The sequence below is a fragment of the Posidoniimonas corsicana genome (genome assembly GCF_007859765.1).
GTDB classification, from domain to species: domain Bacteria; phylum Planctomycetota; class Planctomycetia; order Pirellulales; family Lacipirellulaceae; genus Posidoniimonas; species Posidoniimonas corsicana.
This window is the reverse complement of the sequence record NZ_SIHJ01000001.1, coordinates 26,607-42,761: the sequence shown is the minus strand read 5'-3', so window position 1 is coordinate 42,761 and position 16,155 is coordinate 26,607. Positions and strand designations below refer to the sequence as shown.

Annotated in this window: 11 protein-coding genes; 5 read left to right on the top strand and 6 right to left on the bottom strand. The window is 68.7% G+C overall.

What is annotated here, in order from left to right; genetic code table 11:
• The first annotated feature begins 28 nt into the window (after positions 1 to 28).
• From deoC to cdd, 5 genes are all read left to right on the top strand, one after another.
• Positions 29 to 736 carry a deoxyribose-phosphate aldolase gene (gene deoC, locus KOR34_RS00140; RefSeq protein WP_197531002.1) on the top strand — a complete coding sequence of 236 codons (708 nt, stop codon included), beginning with the start codon at positions 29 to 31 and terminating at the stop codon, positions 734 to 736.
• 93 nt (positions 737 to 829) lie between these two features.
• The gene (locus KOR34_RS00135; RefSeq protein ID WP_146561086.1) at positions 830 to 1,663 is read left to right on the top strand and encodes a purine-nucleoside phosphorylase; all 834 of its coding nucleotides are present in this window, start codon (positions 830 to 832) and stop codon (positions 1,661 to 1,663) included.
• Positions 1,660 to 2,484, top strand: a complete 825-nt coding sequence (locus KOR34_RS00130) for a purine-nucleoside phosphorylase (protein ID WP_146561084.1) — start codon at positions 1,660 to 1,662, stop codon at positions 2,482 to 2,484. The genes KOR34_RS00135 and KOR34_RS00130 overlap by 4 nt, the downstream gene beginning before the upstream one ends.
• 571 nt (positions 2,485 to 3,055) lie before the next feature.
• The gene (locus KOR34_RS00125) at positions 3,056 to 4,336 is read left to right on the top strand and encodes a thymidine phosphorylase (RefSeq protein WP_146561082.1); all 1,281 of its coding nucleotides are present in this window, start codon (positions 3,056 to 3,058) and stop codon (positions 4,334 to 4,336) included.
• A 40-nt stretch (positions 4,337 to 4,376) separates the two neighbouring features.
• Positions 4,377 to 4,787, top strand: coding sequence for a cytidine deaminase (gene cdd, locus KOR34_RS00120; protein WP_146561080.1), 411 nt, complete (start codon positions 4,377 to 4,379; stop codon positions 4,785 to 4,787).
• Positions 4,788 to 4,796: 9 nt separating this feature from the next.
• Here the strand turns inward: cdd and KOR34_RS00115 are convergent, their stop codons facing one another.
• From KOR34_RS00115 to KOR34_RS00090, 6 genes are all read right to left on the bottom strand, one after another.
• Entirely contained in the window at positions 4,797 to 8,840 is a 4,044-nt protein-coding gene (locus KOR34_RS00115) for a CotH kinase family protein (RefSeq protein ID WP_146561078.1), read from the bottom strand.
• Between the two features lie 192 nt (positions 8,841 to 9,032).
• The gene (locus KOR34_RS00110) at positions 9,033 to 10,925 is read right to left on the bottom strand and encodes an AAA domain-containing protein (RefSeq protein ID WP_146561076.1); all 1,893 of its coding nucleotides are present in this window, start codon (positions 10,923 to 10,925) and stop codon (positions 9,033 to 9,035) included.
• A gap of 188 nt (positions 10,926 to 11,113) precedes the next feature.
• Positions 11,114 to 12,379, bottom strand: coding sequence for a hypothetical protein (locus tag KOR34_RS00105; protein WP_146561073.1), 1,266 nt, complete (start codon positions 12,377 to 12,379; stop codon positions 11,114 to 11,116).
• 251 nt (positions 12,380 to 12,630) lie between these two features.
• Positions 12,631 to 13,467 (bottom strand): DUF1571 domain-containing protein, encoded by an 837-nt coding sequence (locus tag KOR34_RS00100; RefSeq protein WP_146561072.1) that lies wholly within the window; start codon positions 13,465 to 13,467, stop codon positions 12,631 to 12,633.
• A 195-nt stretch (positions 13,468 to 13,662) separates the two neighbouring features.
• Complete coding sequence (locus tag KOR34_RS00095; protein WP_146561070.1) at positions 13,663 to 15,339, bottom strand: AAA family ATPase; 1,677 nt, start codon at positions 15,337 to 15,339, stop codon at positions 13,663 to 13,665.
• Between the two features lie 95 nt (positions 15,340 to 15,434).
• Positions 15,435 to 16,067: a response regulator gene (locus KOR34_RS00090; protein WP_146561068.1), complete on the bottom strand. Its 633-nt coding sequence runs from the start codon at positions 16,065 to 16,067 to the stop codon at positions 15,435 to 15,437.
• Positions 16,068 to 16,155: the final 88 nt, after the last annotated feature.

Genomic DNA, 16,155 nt, shown 5'->3' with positions numbered 1-16,155 from the left:
GCTCGAGGGTCCGCACGGGATGCGCATGATGTCCAAGCCTATCGTTTCGTTGATCGACCACGCGGTGCTGCACCCCACGCAGACCGACGACGACGTGCGGGCCGCGTGCGAGCTGTGCGACCGCGTCGGCGTGGCCAGCATCTGCGTGAAGCCGTCGCACGTGCCGCTGGCCGCCGAGCTGCTCAAGGGCTCGGCCGTGAAGGTCAGCACGGTGATCGGCTTTCCCCACGGCGGGACCACCACCAAGGCCAAGGCGACCGAGACCCTCGAGGCCTGCCAGCAGGGCGCTGTCGAGGTCGACATGGTTGTGAACGTCGGCAAGGCGCTCGCGGGCGACTGGGATTACGTGCTGGCGGACATCAAGGCGGTGGTCGACGTGGCCCGCCAGGCCGGGACCATCACCAAGGTGATCTTCGAGACCGGCCTGCTGCCCGACGACGCCACCAAGCAGAAGCTGTGCGAGCTGTCGGAGCAGGCGGGCGCGGCGTTCGTCAAAACCTCCACCGGTTTCGGCTTCGTCAAGGACGACTCCGGCGCGCTCCAGTCGACCGGCGCCACCGAGTACGACATCCGCCTGATGCGGGCCGCCTGCTCCGACAAGGTGCAGGTCAAGGCCTCCGGCGGCATCCGCAGCTACGAGGACGCCGTCAAGCTGGTCGCGCTGGGCGCGACGCGGCTGGGCACCAGCGGCACCGAGGCGATCGCCGCCGGCGCAGAGAACAAGGCCGACTACTAATGGCACCTTAGCGCGGGGCGTTTGCCCCGACTTCTCCGGGGGCTTACGCCCTCCGGCTCCTAACTTACGAGAGCTTCTACCTAGCCACTTCCAATGCTCGAACTCTACGGACAGATTGAAGAAGCGGTCGCCGCGATCCGCGCCGCGTGGGACGCCACGCCGCACGCCGGCATCATCCTCGGCACCGGGCTGGGCAGCCTGGCCGAGCAGATCGAGGTCGAGGCCTCGATCGACTACCCGGACATCCCGCACTTCCCGACGTCCACCGCCATCAGCCACCGCGGCCGCCTGGTCTGCGGCAAGCTGGACGGCGTCCCGGTCATGGCCATGGAGGGCCGCTTCCACCAGTACGAGGGCTACCCGCTCAAGCAGATCACGCTGCCGGTCCGCGTGATGAAGGCCATGGGCGCCGAGCTGATGGTGGTCTCGCAGGCGGTTGGCGGCATGAACCCCAACTACGCCCTGGGCGACCTGATGATCATCGACGACCACATCAACCTGATGGGCGACAACCCGCTGGTGGGCGTGAACGACGACCGGCTCGGCCCGCGGTTCCCGGACATGTCGCGCCCCTACGACCCGGAGCTGATCGAGGTCGGCCTCGGCATCGCCCGCAGGGAGGACTTCGTCGCGCACAAGGGCGTGGTGGTGGCCGTGACCGGCCCCAACCTGGAGACCCGCGCCGAGTACCGCATGCTCCGCCAGATGGGCGCCGACGTGGTCGGCATGTCGACCGTGCCCGAGGTGATCGTCGCAGTGCACTGCGGGCTGCGGACGTTTGGCGTGTCGGTGATCACCGACCTCTGCCTGCCCGACGCGCTAGAAGAGGCCAACGTCGAGCAGATCATCGCCACCGCCAACGGCGCCGAGCCGAAGCTCCGCTCGCTGGTGCGGGGCATCATCAGCCACGACGCCGCGAAGCAATGACCCTGCCCGCCGACGCCGCCCAGACCGCCGCGGACGCCATCCGCCAGCGGTGCGACCTTGCGCCCGAGTGGGCCATCGTGCTCGGCTCCGGCCTCGGCCCGCTGGCCGACGAGGTGAAGGTCCGCGCGGAGTTCGCCTACGAGGAGCTGCCGCACTTCCCGCGATCGACCGCCGTGGGGCACGCCGGCCGGCTGCTGCTCGGCGAGCTGCAGGGGCGGCGCGTGGCGGTCATGCAGGGCCGCTTCCACCTGTACGAGGGCTGGTCGCCCCAACAGACGGCGCTGCCGATCCGCGTGATGCACGCGCTGGGCGCCCGGTCGCTGGCGGTCACCAACGCGGCGGGCGGGCTGCACCCGCTGATGCGGGTGGGCGACCCGATGGTCATCGAGGACCAGATCAACCTGATGTTCCGCAACCCGCTGGTCGGCCCGAACGACGACACGCTCGGCCCCCGCTTCCCGGACATGTCGCGGCCCTTCGACCCGCACTACGGCGAGACGGCGCTGGAGGCCGCGCGGCTGGGCAATTTCGCCTGCCACGTGGGCGTGTACGCCGGCATGCTCGGCCCCACCTACGAGACCCGCGCCGAGTACCGCATGCTCCGCGGGCTGGGCGCCAGCGCGGCCGGCATGTCGACCGTGCCGGAGGTGATCGCCGCGCGGCACCTAGGCATGCGGGTGCTGGGCATCTCGACGATCACCAACGTCTGCTCGCCCGACGCCCTCGGCGAGACCAGCGGCCAGGAGGTGGTCGACGCGGCGAACAGCGCGTCCGGCAAGCTGCTGGCGATGGTGACTGCGGTCATCCGGTCAGCCGGCTGAACCATTCTTAGCTGCAGTTGTCCGCGGATTGTCGTGGAAAACGGCCGGCCCGCGCGATCCAATAGAGGTGTGTACGTGCGTGCACATTCGGCCTGAGGCGGTGGTGGGAGCAGCACGCTGGCAGCAGGGCGTTCGAGGGAGAAGTCGTCCCCTCCGCGCGGTCAAAAACGGACAAAACCCGCGCGACCTCGTCCGTGGTCGATCGTGGTAACCGATTGTTTTTAAAGCACTTACGAGCAGACTGGGCGGCAGTACGCCCCGAGTTTTGTCCCCTTCGCTCGTGTTTTTGGACAAAACGAATCGGACAAAACCCTGCCGCTCATCGCGTTGGAACGTGGTTCACTGGGCCGCTCTCGCGGGCCCCTGGGCGAGAGCCTGGCCTGGAGAATCCCGCCCCTGACTCAAGATTACCGTGTCGGTCGCGGCGAGGCGCCTTCTTAGCAAACGCCCCCCTGCGGTGGTATACCTGGGAGCGCCTGGGCCGGCGTCGGCGGCTAACCTCGCCGCGTGATCGGGCCGATGGTTAGTTACTCCAGGCGGTAGGTTCCCGCAGCTCGTTTTGAAGGATTCAATGAACGCAGCCCGGCTGATCACCAAGAAACGCGACGGCGGCGAGCTGACCGATACTGAGATCGGCGAGCTGATCGCCGGCTACGTGTCGGGCGACGTGCCCGACTACCAGATGTCCGCCTGGGCGATGGCTGTTTTCCTGCGGGGCATGTCCACCGCGGAGATCGCCGCCCTGACCGAGGCGATGCTCAACTCCGGCGAGGTGCTGGAGCACACGCCCGGCCCGCCCCGGGTCGACAAGCATTCGTCCGGCGGCATCGGCGACAAGGTGTCGCTGCCGCTGGCCGCGGCGCTCGCCTGCTGCGGTGTGCGGGTGCCGATGATCTCTGGCCGCGGGCTGGGCGCCACCGGCGGCACGCTCGACAAGCTCGAGGCGATCCCCGGCTACCGCACCGACCTTTCGATCGAAGAGATGCAGCAGGCAGCCGACGAGGTCGGCTGCGTGATCAGCAGCGCGTCGGCCAAGCTGGTGCCCGCCGACCGCAAGCTGTACGCGCTGCGTGACGTGACCGCCACGGTGCCCTGCATCCCGCTGATCACCGCCAGCATCATGAGCAAGAAGCTGGCCGAGGGGCTGGACGCGCTGGTGCTGGACGTGAAGCACGGCAGCGGGGCGTTCATGAAGTCGCTGCCCGAAGCCCAGGCGTTGGCCCGGTCGCTGGTCGACACGGGCAAGCGGATGGGCGTGGCGACCTCGGCCTTGATTACGGACATGAACCAGCCGCTCGGCCGCCTGGCCGGCAACGCGGTAGAGGTGGACGAATCGGTCGCGTGCCTGGAAGGGGGCGGCCCCGCCGACCTCCGCGAGGTCACACTCGAGCTTGGCGCTCAGGCGCTGGTGCTAGCGGGCGTGGCGGCCGACACCCACGACGGGCTGGCCCAGATGACCAAAGCAATCGACAGCGGCGCTGCCCTGGAGAAGTTCGCCCAGATGGTGCGGGCCCAGGGAGGCGACCTCGACGCGGCGCGGCCGCTGGCGGACGCGTCCGAGGTGCCGGCCGGGCAGGCCGGCGTGGTCGGCGCGATCGACACCGAGCAGCTCGGCTGGGCGGTCATCGAGATGGGCGGGGGCCGCAAGCAGCTGGGCGACCCTATCGACCACGGCGTCGGCATCGGCATGCAGGTCCGCATCGGCGACCAGGTCGAGGTCGGCCAGCCGCTCGCGACGCTCTACGCCCGCGACCAGCACCGCGACGCCGCGGCGGCGATGGTCCGGCAGGCGATCGCCGTTGGCGACCAAACGGTCACGCCGCCGCCGCTGATCGCCGACCGCGTCAGCTAGCGTAGACCTCAGGCAAACTACTGATGGAAGAAGCCCTCGCATGTCCGATAAACCGCTGACCGACGATCTGCAGCTCCTGGTCGAGCAGGCCGCCGCGGCGCGGCAGAACGCCTACGCGCCGCACTCGGGGTACCTGGTCGGCGCCGCGGTGCGGCTGTCGGACGGGCGGGTGTTCACCGGGGTGAACGTCGAGAACGCGTCGTACGGACTCACCCTGTGCGCCGAGCGGACGGCCGTGGCGTCGGCGGTGGCGGCCGGCGCCAAGCCGGGCGACTTTGACGCGATCGCGGTCGCGACGCGCGACGGTGGGACCCCCTGCGGCGCTTGCCGGCAGTTCATGTTCGAGTTCGGGGACTTTCCGGTGGTGGTCGCCGCGACCGACAAGCAGGCCCCGCCACAGCAGCACACGGTCGCCGGCTTGCTGCCGGACGGGTTCCGGCTCGAGCAGTAAGGCACAGTCCTAGAACGCCGCCCGACGCACCGTCGGCCGCCACGACCGGTCGGCCAGCGACGCGAAGGCGTCTTCGGCGGCACGGGCGGCGGTGACAGATTCGGCGAGCGGGGACGCCTCCGGCTTGGCCGCCGGGGCAGGTTCGGCATCGACCAGGAGCAGCAACAGGGCGTCATCGTTGACGGCGGGGGCCGCGAGGGTCGCGGGCAGCAGTGTGCTCGCAGGTTGTGCCGCGAGGCGCTCCGTGTCGGGCCCGGTTAGCCCCTGCATGGGCCGACCGGTTGGGCTTGCGGAGGGCTCCTCGGCGGGCGATTGAGCGGCTACCGGCAGGTCCGCGGGCGCGGGAGCGGCGACGACCGCCGAGGCGCCCAGGTTGTCCCGCCAGAGGGTGTAGTCGGCCGCGTCGACCCGGCCGTCCTGGTTGCCGTCGGCGGGCGAAGCGGACTTGCCGTAGTCGGCGCGCCACACTGCGTAGTCCGCCTGGTCGACGACCGAGTCGTTGTTGTAGTCGCCTGGCAGCGCGATCGCCTCGAACGTGGCCTCGTTGAGGGCCGACCACGCGCCGTTGAGGTACGTCCGGCTCAGCATGGTCGTGCCGGGCGTGACCACCACCGGGCCGCAGTACTGGTTGCCGATTGGTTGGCCGTTCGTGCCACGCGGGTCGGCTCCGTTTAGCGTGTAGTAGATGACGCCCGTGGTGCTCGACATGCCGAGCTGGAAGCCGGTGGTCGGGATGGCGCCGCCGTGCTGGCTGTACACCGGCGCGTCGACCGACGGGTACAGGCCCACGGCCCGCAGCTGGTTGATGAACACGTCGGTGCGGCCGGCGAGGAACGTGTCGATGACAGACTGGCTCTCGGCTACCCAGTCGGCCTTGGTGAGCGGCGTCGAGCGGTGCATGTCGCCCCAGCGGGCGCTCTCGGCGACAATAGCTTGCTGCATCTCGGCGAGCACGCCCTCGTAGCGGGAGATGGCCTCCGCGGGGGTGAGGGCGCCGCCGTTGAACAGGGCCCGGTGGGCGCGGTCGGCGAACTCGAGTCGGAAGTCCTCGTTGTCGCGGAGGTAGTCGTACGCCTGGGCCGCCTCGACATCGGCGCCCAGTCGGTTGGTGTTGACGTTCGACCCGAACAGGTTGAGCGTGGACTCGGCGTCCCACATGTGGAACTTGAAGCCGGTGCTGTCGGGGCCGCGCTCGCGGCCGGCGTACCAGTTGCGGTGCGGCCAGTCGACGTTGCCCATGTAGAAGTTGACCAGGAGGTAGTCGATGTAGTTCTCGACGTCCAGGTAGTCCTCGTAGGACGGGTTGTTGGTCCCGTCCGGGTTGTTGCCCTGCAGCCGCTGGTAGTTGGCGGCCCGCTGCGTGGCGTTGGCGGCGGCGGGGCCCGCGGCGCGGGCCAGGCCGAGCATGGTGTTCCAGGCGTCGAGGTCGCCGTCGACGGGCGAGCCGTCGTTGATGGCGTCCCAGTCGTCCTTGTCGCCGCCGTAGTACATCGCGGCAAACGACGCGTCCGGCCGTTCGTTGGGGTTGTACACGCCCCAGTACACGCCGTTGATGTACAGGTGGACGCGGTTGCCGTGGGGCGCGACCTGCCCCAGGGCCGCCTGCGAGCGGCTGCCGAACGCGTCGCGGGCGTACTGCGGCTGGTCCCCGGCGCCGTCCCACGCGTAGCCGTCGTTGGACTCCATGCGGAGGGTGACGGTGTCGAAGCTGTCGACCGCGTCGGGGCCGAACAGCGGGTAGTCAAGTTTGGTCGGGCCGTATTCGTCCTTGAACAGCAGACGCAGCGAGTGCTTCTTGCTGAGGTCGTGCCGGCGGAAGGCGCCGCCCTGGATGCGGATGCCGGCGTCGACCTGGAAGCCGGTTTCGCCGTCGGGGTGGATCAGCTCGACCGACGTGGCCCGCTCGTAAGCGACGCCGCCGTTGGTGGAATTGGTGTAGATGCCGTTGGGCCCGAAGAGGTCGTCGACGTCCATGACGATCGACATCGTTGGGATGGCGAGCAGGTCGTCCTGGATCGTCGCGGCGTACCGGCCCCGGAACCGGTCGCCGCCGAGCGACTGCCCGCTGCTGTTGAACAACCCGATCACGTCGGGGTCCATGCCGTAGTCGGGCGACACGCCGCCCCAGTTGGTCGGGAAGCCTGCGGCCAGCGTCGACGAGTAGCTCTGGGACACCACGTCCTTCACGAAGATATAGGAGTGCGTCTGGATGCTCGAGTTGTAGTAGCCGTCGCGGAACGCGGCCGCCTTGATCACCGTGGTCCCATCGATGGGGATCGCGCCGACGTAGAGCGGCGCCGACTCGGGCGTGGGCGCGTCGCCGTTGGTGGTGTAGTAGATGGCCGTGTCCGGCCCCGAGTCGAGCTCGAGCGCGAAGGCGTCGGAGTAGAAGCCCCGCGAGGCGCTGAACGTCGGGGCGTCGACGAAGCCGAAGCGGCCCTCGCCATTGGGCGCGCCCGGCGTGGGGGTTTCGAAGTAGTACTCCTCGGCGGGGGCCATGGTCAGCGGCGCCGCGAACAGCCTAGGCGCCGACAGCAGCTCGGTGCTGAAGTCGTCGTTGTTCAGCGCATGGACCGACAGCACGTTCGCGCCCGCATTGAGCAGGTGGTGGAACGCGCTGATGTCGAACCGTTCCGGAGTGAACGCGTCGGCGTCGTCCCGCTCGCCGAGGGCTTGCGACTGCCAGGTGGGATTGGCGGGGCTGTTGGACGAAGCGACCAACACGCCGTTGAGGTACGCGACGAAGCCGTCGTTGTACTGCATCTCGAGAGTCAATGCGCCCAGCGCCGCCGGGTCACCGACATCGAACGCGACCCGCTGGTACAGGCTGCTGCGGTTGGCCTCCCAATCGGCCTGCACGTCGACGTCGATCAGCTGGTCGAAGTTGAACGCCTGGGAGCTGAGCAGCTCGATCTCCGCCATCTGGATCGCGACCGGCTGGTTGGCGCCGGTGACGCCGTACTCGGTCTGGAAGTCAAACCGGTAGTGCGAGTAGGCGGCGGTGTTGACGAACTCGTACTGCCGGGTCTCGAAGCGGTCGGCGAAGTCCTGCGCGTCGCGGCTGTCGATCTGGTGGTAGGTCACGCCGTCGTTCGAGCCGCTGAGCGTCCAGCTGTAGGGGTCGCGGTCGGGGGCGTCGTTGGCGGAGGTGATGGTGTACCCGTCGATGATCCGCGGCAGGCCATCGAGGAAATTGATCTCGTAGTAGGTCCCCTCGGGGGCGAACGCCAGCCACTTGGTCGAGCGGGTGTTGTCGAGCGCCCTGGCCGGTTCCTCGCCGGTCGGGGAGTTGCTCGACGCGCCGCCGATAAACTCCACGGCCAACACGCCGTCGTCCTCTGGGTCGGTGAGGTCCCCGCCCACCAAGTCCGCCAGCTCGACGCCGTTTGCCGGCCCGGCCGTGTGCCCCGAGCCGGAGTCGAACCCGGCGCCGGTTCCGCTAACGCTGTGTGACCAGGCGGAGTCATCGAAGCCAACCTGGGTCCACACCGGCGAGGCGCCCGTGTCGAGCACGCCGGACGAGGGGACCAGCACCGAGGTCGTGCTGCCGGCGGTCAGGTCGACGCGAGGGGTGTCGACCCCGTAGGACACGTCCGGCAGCTGCTGCGGGAAGGTCGGCGCGTAGGACGAGACGATATTCTCGGCCGGGTCGGTGAGACCGAGGAACTCGCCGCCCGCCGAGAGCGCGAAGTCGGTATGGAGGTAGCCGAGCGGGTCGATGTAGGTCTCGGTTTCTTGGCTGGACGCGAACACAATCAGGTACTCGCCCGGCCCTAGCACCGACTGGGGCGCATTGGGAAACGTCCACTTGTCGAGGTTGTCCGCCCGGTCGGTGAGGTGCCAGCCCGCCAGGTCGATCGCCTGGCTGGTGGGGTTGTAGATCTCGATCCAGTCGCTGCTGGCGCCGTCGCCGTCGAGCAGCGAGCCGTCGTTCGACGCGACAAATTCGCTTATCACCGGCGCGCCGGACAGGACCGTGCGGGCCTCGAGCTTTTCGAAACGCAGCTTTGTCGGAACGCGGCGGGGGGCGGAGCGGCGGGGCAGCGGGCGCATATAAACTCCCGCGTTGAGCCGCGAGCGAGCGGCTAACGCAATCGGCTGGGTAGTACTTCACCGGGCGGCGTGGGGGTCCGCCGGAGGCCAGGGAGGAGTCGCGTGCCGGGATTACCGGCCAAACTACTAAGGTAACCGGTACACTCCGCGGGCGCCAACATTTGTGCAGGGAGAAAGGCGCCAGGTGGGACGCTAGAAGTCGATGGAGTCCAGCTCCCACACGGTCCGATACTCGCCCTCCTGCTGGAAGTACTCGAGCAGGAGAGCGTAGAACGGGTTGCCGCCAAGCGTTGCGCTGTCGCCGATCACTCGCAACGCCCGCTTGGCGCGGGTGAGGGCTACGTTGGTGCGGCGTTCGTCGGCCAGGAAGCCAATCTCGCCCGTGCGGTTGCTGCGCACGAGGGTGATGATGACCACTTCCTTCTCGCGGCCTTGGAACCCGTCGACGGTGTCGATCTCCAGTCCGTCGATCGGCAAGCGGTTGCGCAGCAGCCGCACCTGCGCGGCGTAGGGGGCGATCACCGCGATCTGGTCCGGATGGACGCCGGCCGCCAGGAACTGCTCGACCTGGAGCTTGACCCAGTCGGCCTCGCGGGGGTTGCGTTTGCTCTCGCCGTCGGGCTCGAGCTCCTCGTCCCAGCTGGCGCCAGCGGTATCCCAGAATTCGATGATCGGATGCTGGTCGTCCGGCGCATCGACGCCCGGCATATCCGCGAGTCGACGACCGGCGGCTGAGACGTCGGCGGTCAGCTGGCCGTCGTAGAAGTAGTCGCTGGAGAACCGCATGAGCGCGCCGTTCATGCGATACTGCACAGTCAGGCGCCGGAACACGTCTCCGCCCAGGCGATTGACCAGCCGTTCCATCGGGCTGACGCCAAAGCCCTCGCGTTGGGCCTCCTTGGACAGCACGGTGGGGGGGAGCTGGCAGTGGTCGCCCCCCAGCACCACACGGTCGGCACGCAGCGCCGCCTGCCACAGGGCGGGCTCGGTGGACTGGCAGGCCTCGTCGATCACGACCAGGTCGAACCGCCGGTCGCCGAGCAGCTCTTCGTCGATCGTGAGTGTGGTGCAGATCACGTCGGCCGAGTCGAGGATCTGCTGGATGATGTGGCGTTCCATCAGCCGCGCCTGCTGGCGGAGCCGCTTGGCCTCGGCGTACAGGTCGCTGCGGTAGGCGTGGCCGCGGTGCGACCGCGACGGCTTGGAAGCCCCCCGCATCAGCTGCTCCGCCTCGCGGAGGATCTCTTGCACGATGGCGGTCCCCTCGTCGGCCTCAACCAGCTCGTCCAGCGTGTGGCTGCGGAGCTGCTCCAGCACCCGCGCCGGGTGGCCGACCCGCAGCACAGACGGGCTATGCGGGGCGATCCGCTCTAGCAGGTTGTCCACCGCGGTGTTGCTGGGGGCGCACGCCAGCACCTTGGCGCCGTCCTCGACCGCCTGCACGATCAGCTCGGTGAGCGTGGTGGTCTTGCCCGTGCCCGGCGGGCCGTGCACGATTGCCACATCGCGTGCGGAGAGGGCGAAACGCACGGCTTCCTGTTGGGACTCGTTCAGGCGGCTCACGAACTCGACCGGGCGCTCCTCGTGGAACCGCGGCTCGTGCAGGCCGAGCAACGCGTCGCGCAGCCGGGCCTGCGACCCGTTGACCGACCGCGCCCGGGCCATCGCCGCCGCCTGCCGCAGGCGGGTCTTCTCGTCCGGCGACAGGTCCAGCCGCAGGCGTTTGGCGTCGGGCCACTGTTCGACCGCCACCTGGATGTCGGTGGGCGTCCGCTTGCTGACCACGCCCGGCACGCCGGCCGCGTCGAGCCGATCCTCGTCCGAGATGACGATCGGCGAGCCGACCTTCAGGCGGTTCATCGGCAGCCGCTCTCCGGCGGGCTTGCCGAGGCTCAGCAGGTACCGCCCGGCGAGTCCGGTGCGGTGGTCGACCAGCCGCAGGTTGACGATCGTCTCGCCGGTGCGCTCCGGGTTGCCGCCGCGGCGCGTGCGCCGCTCGGCCATCCGCTGGCGTTCGGCCTCGCCCTCCATCTCGAGCCAGCGGTCCATCTGCTCGAAGTAGCTGTCCGGGGTAGCCCAGGCCATCCAGTGCTCGGAGGGTAGCGTCGTGGGAGGGGGAGTGCGGGGGCATGGATTCTAGCAGCTTGGCCGCGTGTGCGCTACCGCCAGGGGCCGCTAGCGAAGGAAGCAAAACGAAAGAGGGCCGGTCGCAGGCGACCGGCCCTCTCGGCACGAAGGGCGTCCTACGAGGACGCCGGAGTCAGTTGGTGGGCTCAGACCTCGCGGCGACGCCGACGCACGGCGCCCGCCGTGGCGAGCGTAGCGAAGCCGAGGGCCGCGGCGGCAGGCTCGGGCACGACGCTCTGGCCGACCGCCTCGATGGCGTTCACGTCCAGCACAAAGCGGCCGTTGGGGGTCTGCGTCCCGAAGGTGGTCAGGGCGTAGGCCTTGTCCCAGGCGTGCCCGCCGTGCTTCAGGAAGCTGACCGAGCCGGCGCCGTCCAGCACGAACAGCTCGCTGCCCGTGGCGTAGTAGCCGGTGGAGCTGGACGGGTCGAGGATCTGCCGGATGCTGAAGATGATCTCGTCGTGGTTGCCGCCGCCGGTCGGGTCGCGGCCGAAGTCGTCCATCTCACCGGCGACTTCACGGACCATCAGGGCGTCCAGGTTGATCGCGTCGATGCCGTCGATGGCGCCATTCACCGATGGCAGGTAGCCGCTGACCGGGCCGAGCAGCGAAACCACCGCGGCCGCGATCGTGGCGTGTGAGGCGTACGGTGTGCCGGAGCCGCCGTTCCAGACCGACACCGCGCCGCCGCCGGGGCCGGCGCCGGTGGTCAGCATGTCGATGTCGAGCGAGTACTTATCGGAGTCCGCCGTGAAGGCGGGCTCAGGGCCCCACAACTCGACGCCGTCGATGTCAACAAACTCGCCGGCGGTCGGCATCGCGTTGATCTCGGCCGCCTTGGCCCACACGCCCTGGGTCTCGGGGGCGTTGGCGCCTCCCCACAGGCCGAGTTCGTAGTTGAGCTCCGCGGCGCCGCCCACGGTGTTTCCGTTCGCCAGTGAGACCGGACCGGTTGGCGGCAGGACGCCGGGGGCGACGCCGCCACCGGGCAGGATGCTGTGGTAGGTGTCGTCGAAGGACCAAACCAGGTGGGCCCGCTCCGACTTGAGCTGGTTGAACAGGTAGTCGCCCCGGTTGGCGATGGCGTCGACTTCGCTCCGCGTCAGGTAGCTGGCGCGTTCACCGACAAAGTTCACACCGTTGGCGACCCCTCCTGACCCGTCCCAAGCGACTACCTGCTCGAAGAACGGAGCGGTCCCGACCGCGGTGATCGTGTGGTCGAGGTTGTGGCTGTACTCCTTGCCCGGCACGATCGACGGCGGGGCCAGTCCTGGGCCTACGCCGGGCAGCCCGCCGGCGAGCGAGCCGTAGGGCACGGTCGCCGACGCGGTCGACGCGATCGCGAGCGCTGCGCCGGCGGCGTACGCGGTGTGCTTGATCTGGGAGAGCAGGCGGGTGGGGCAGTATCGCATGAGTCGCTCCTGAGGTGGGGGCCGGCGGTCGGGCGACCGCTCGCGGGGCCCAGCTAAAGGGTTCTGTAACGCCTGCTGTGGGGGAGGAGGTCGTTCCCCGGCTGTAGGCCGCAGCGCCTTGCGGCCGAGTGGCTTTACCTAGAGCGAATCAACGTGCAGGCCGCCCGCCCGCCACCAAAAACAAAAAAAGCCCCGCGCCGCGTGGATCGCGGGCGGGGCTCTTGGTGGAATCTGCCGAGTCGCGCCGGTCGCTACTGCTGGCGGGCGACCGCCGAGTCGCGGTCCAGGAACTGGTAGTCCGGGTTCTCGCGGTCGAAGTCCTCGTCGGTGAGCCCGACGTTCAGCTTCACGTTGGTGTACATGTACTCCTCGACCAGCACCGGCTCGCCGCCGGCCTTCTCCGGCCACAGGTAGGAGCCGTACGCGAGCGGGAGCTTCCGCTCCTCGTCGATAAACACCATCGCGCGGTGGTAGCGGAAGTAGTCCCGCTGCTGGGGGTGCTCCACCACCACCCGCGTGCAGACGGAGTCGCCGACCTTGGCGTTCTTGTAGAACTGCACGGTGCACTCGTCGTGCTGCATGTCCTCTCGCATCACTTCCACCAGCCGCTCGATCAGGTTGAGGAAGCCCATCTCGGTCACCGGGTAGCGGTTCTCTTCCAGCGCGATCGCGCTGTCGGGGTCGAGGTAGGTCGTGACGTACGCCAGCCGCCGCCCGCCGCGGCGGACCAGCATCTTGCCCGAGTTCCGCCCGGCCAGGTAGAGCACCTCGCGGCCGGCGACATTCGCCGGCTTCTTGAAGTCCAGGTAGACGCTGAACGGCGTCTGGGCCTCGGCGTCCGGGTGCCGGACCTTGGCCTCGATGAACTGGTACGGCTTAAGCTTGCCGTTGCGACGCTCGCGCATCACCATGGTGCAGGTGTAGTCGCGCACCTCGTTCTTGAGTTTGGCCAGGCTCTCTTCCGCCAGCCTGAGCAGTGGCTGCAGCGGGTGGTCGACGCCGGCCGGCGTATCCGCGGCGTAGCATGCTAGCGGTGCAGCGAAGGTCAGCGCGAGAACGCAGGCGGAGATTCGTGTGGCGGTTGTCATCAGCGGTGCGCAGAGGGTGACGGGGATGGTGGCTGCAACCGGAACGAGCGTGGCACGACGCCTGGCGTCGCGTGGTCCTACGGCGCCGCGTGCGGAATGGTTTGTACACAACCCCCTTCGGTCAAGAGAAGACTAGCACCGTCTGCCGGGCGGCGCCCCCGCATAGCAGGGTCGCGGTTGTGACGGTTGCGCAGCCTAGGGCGACGCGCGGCGGTCGCTGGCGTCTATGGGCGTCAGCTCGCCCCACTCCGCGACAAACGCCGCGCTGCACTGCGGACACCTGACCCGCTTGCCGAGGAAGTCGAGCGGGATCCGCTTGGTCAGCCCGCACGGCTCGCACGTGATGCCGATCTGCAGGGCGGATTCATCAAGGTCCGAGAAGGCCGCGGCCGGGATGCTGCTGAACTCAATATCGGCGTCCTGCAGCGTAACCAGCTGCTCCTGGCTGATCGTCGATTCCTCGGCCAGCCGGTTCGCCATCCTGCGCACCGCGTGCTCGAACAGGTTGCGCGACTCACGGCCGTTGCCGAAGTTCCGGTCGCGGGCGTCGTACAGGTGTTTGAGGCCCACCATCACCTTCAGCCGCGCCGCCGGGGTCAGCTCGTAGTGGTTCTTCGCGCACATCAAGCCGAAAATCCGGGCCAGCTCGTAGGGGGTGTAGTCCACAAAGCCCAAGCGGCGGCTAAACCGTGACGAGAGCCCCGGATTGCTCAGCAGCAGATCGTCCATCTCGTCCGGGTAGCCCGCCAGGATAACCACCAGATCCTTCCGGTCGTCCTCGGCGCGTTTCAGCAGCGCCTGCGCGGCCTCGCGGCCGTAGGGGTCTTCCCCGCCGCCGGCGACCAGGCTGTAGGCCTCGTCGATGAACAGCATCCCGCCCAGCGCCTCGTCGATCTTGGAGTTGGTCTTGGGGCCGGTCTGCCCGGCGTACTCGGCCACCAGCCCCGACCGGTCGGTTTCGATCAGGTGGCCCTTCTCCAAGATGCCCAGTGCGCTGAAGATCTTGCCCACAATCCGTGCCACCGTGGTTTTGCCCGTGCCCGGGTTCCCGGTGAACACCATGTGGAGGCTGATCTCGGTGGCCGGCAGCCCGGCCTCTTCGCGGCGGCCCTGCAGCTTGAGGAAGTTGGTCAGCGACCGCACCTCGTGCTTGATGGCGTTGAGCCCAATCAGCCTGTCTAGCTCCGCGAGCGCTTCCTCGACGGTTGCCTGCGGCGTAGGGCGGGGGCGATCTTCTCGGGCGGGTTGCGACCTCTGGGTCGGCCGGCCGGTGGGCGGCGTCTCAAGCTCCTGGTAGAGCGATGCGTCTGGCTGGCGGGGCTCGGGACTGGTTTCCGGCGGGGGCGCCGATGCCGAATCCAGGGGCAGCACGCCACGCAGCTCATTCTCGATCTGCCGGAGCGCGGCCTGCTCGGCCGGGCAGAGGCTGCCGTCGCAGCGGGCGACGAGGTTCGCCAGCCGGGTGACCATGGTCTCGAGCTCGGCGCTCTTCTCCGCGAGTGGCGGCAGCTCACGAAAGGGCCGCACAAGCGTTGACCAGGCCAGCTTGGCCGACTCCGAGGACGCCTTCTTCATGGCGTCCCGCAGCTGGTCCCCCTCGATCCACTGGCCCCACAGGTGGTGGCAAAGCACCTCGGCCAGCAGCCGCTCCTGCTGGCTCCACTTCTGGTCGGCTTCGCAGACGGTGAGGTACACCTTCAGCACCAGCCCGCGGTGCAGGTCGTCCATCAGCCGCGGGTAGTTGGCCGGGTTCTCAACCAAACCGGGGTGCTTGCGCGAGACAACCTCGCCAGAGTTCACGTACAACTGGCGGCACTCTCGCAGCGTGCGGCTGAACAACGACGGCCGCGTTGGGAATCCAAAGCTGGTCATGGGCGGGGGCTAGGCGGGCCGGGCTCGATCGGAGGGCCTCGATTCTAACGTCCGCGGCCCCCGCTGCGGAGGTGTGCCGCAGGGAGCGTCGTGCCTCAGACCAGCCCCTTGCGGACCGCCCACACCGCCGCCTGGGTCCGGTCGTTCACGGCCAGCTTGCGGAGCACGTGCTGCACATGCTCCTTAACGGTGTCGTAGCGGAGCCCGAGCGTGTTGGCGATTTCCTTGTTCGTCAGCCCGAAGGCGAGCTGCTTGAGCACCTCCGACTCGCGCTTGGTGAGCGTAACCTCAAGGTTTTGCCTGAGCAGCTCGGTGGGGATGGGGCCTTTGTGGCGTTTGCGCTCCTGGGCGGTCCAGCATTCATCCCCAGAAGCTGCCGTCTGTATCGACTGGAGGAGTTCCTCGCGGGACGCCGACTTGAGCAGGTACCCGACAGCGCCGGCAGACATAGCACGGGCGACGTAGGTCGGGTTGTCGTGGCCGCTGAAGCAGAGCACGGGCGCCGCGTGGCCGTTCGCCCGCAGGCGAGAGATCAGCTCGATGCCGTCGACGCCGCCCAGCCGCACCGCGGTCAGGACAACGTTGGGGGCGGCGTCCGGGATGGCCGCCAGGGCCTGCTCGGCGGACTCGGCCTCGCCAGCGACCTCAACGCCGGAACCGTCCAGCAGGCTCCTAACCCCGGCGCGTACGACGGGATGATCGTCAACCACCAGCAGCCTTACCGACATAGCGGATTCCCCGGTAGGATTTCGACGCCTTAGCGTTCAATCTACCAGGACTGCGGCTGGTGGCAAGCAAACCAGCCCCGGCCCGACC

Bases quoted from the DNA above. Each gene is read 5' to 3' on its own strand.
- deoC (WP_197531002.1), top strand. From the start codon at position 29: ATGTCCAAGCCTATCGTTTCGTTGATCGACCACGCGGTGCTGCACCCC.
- KOR34_RS00135 (WP_146561086.1), top strand. From the start codon at position 830: ATGCTCGAACTCTACGGACAGATTGAAGAAGCGGTCGCCGCGATCCGC.
- KOR34_RS00130 (WP_146561084.1), top strand. From the start codon at position 1,660: ATGACCCTGCCCGCCGACGCCGCCCAGACCGCCGCGGACGCCATCCGC.
- KOR34_RS00125 (WP_146561082.1), top strand. From the start codon at position 3,056: ATGAACGCAGCCCGGCTGATCACCAAGAAACGCGACGGCGGCGAGCTG.
- cdd (WP_146561080.1), top strand. From the start codon at position 4,377: ATGTCCGATAAACCGCTGACCGACGATCTGCAGCTCCTGGTCGAGCAG.
- KOR34_RS00115 (WP_146561078.1), bottom strand. From the start codon at position 8,840: ATGCGCCCGCTGCCCCGCCGCTCCGCCCCCCGCCGCGTTCCGACAAAG.
- KOR34_RS00110 (WP_146561076.1), bottom strand. From the start codon at position 10,925: ATGGCCTGGGCTACCCCGGACAGCTACTTCGAGCAGATGGACCGCTGG.
- KOR34_RS00105 (WP_146561073.1), bottom strand. From the start codon at position 12,379: ATGCGATACTGCCCCACCCGCCTGCTCTCCCAGATCAAGCACACCGCG.
- KOR34_RS00100 (WP_146561072.1), bottom strand. From the start codon at position 13,467: ATGACAACCGCCACACGAATCTCCGCCTGCGTTCTCGCGCTGACCTTC.
- KOR34_RS00095 (WP_146561070.1), bottom strand. From the start codon at position 15,339: ATGACCAGCTTTGGATTCCCAACGCGGCCGTCGTTGTTCAGCCGCACG.
- KOR34_RS00090 (WP_146561068.1), bottom strand. From the start codon at position 16,067: ATGTCGGTAAGGCTGCTGGTGGTTGACGATCATCCCGTCGTACGCGCC.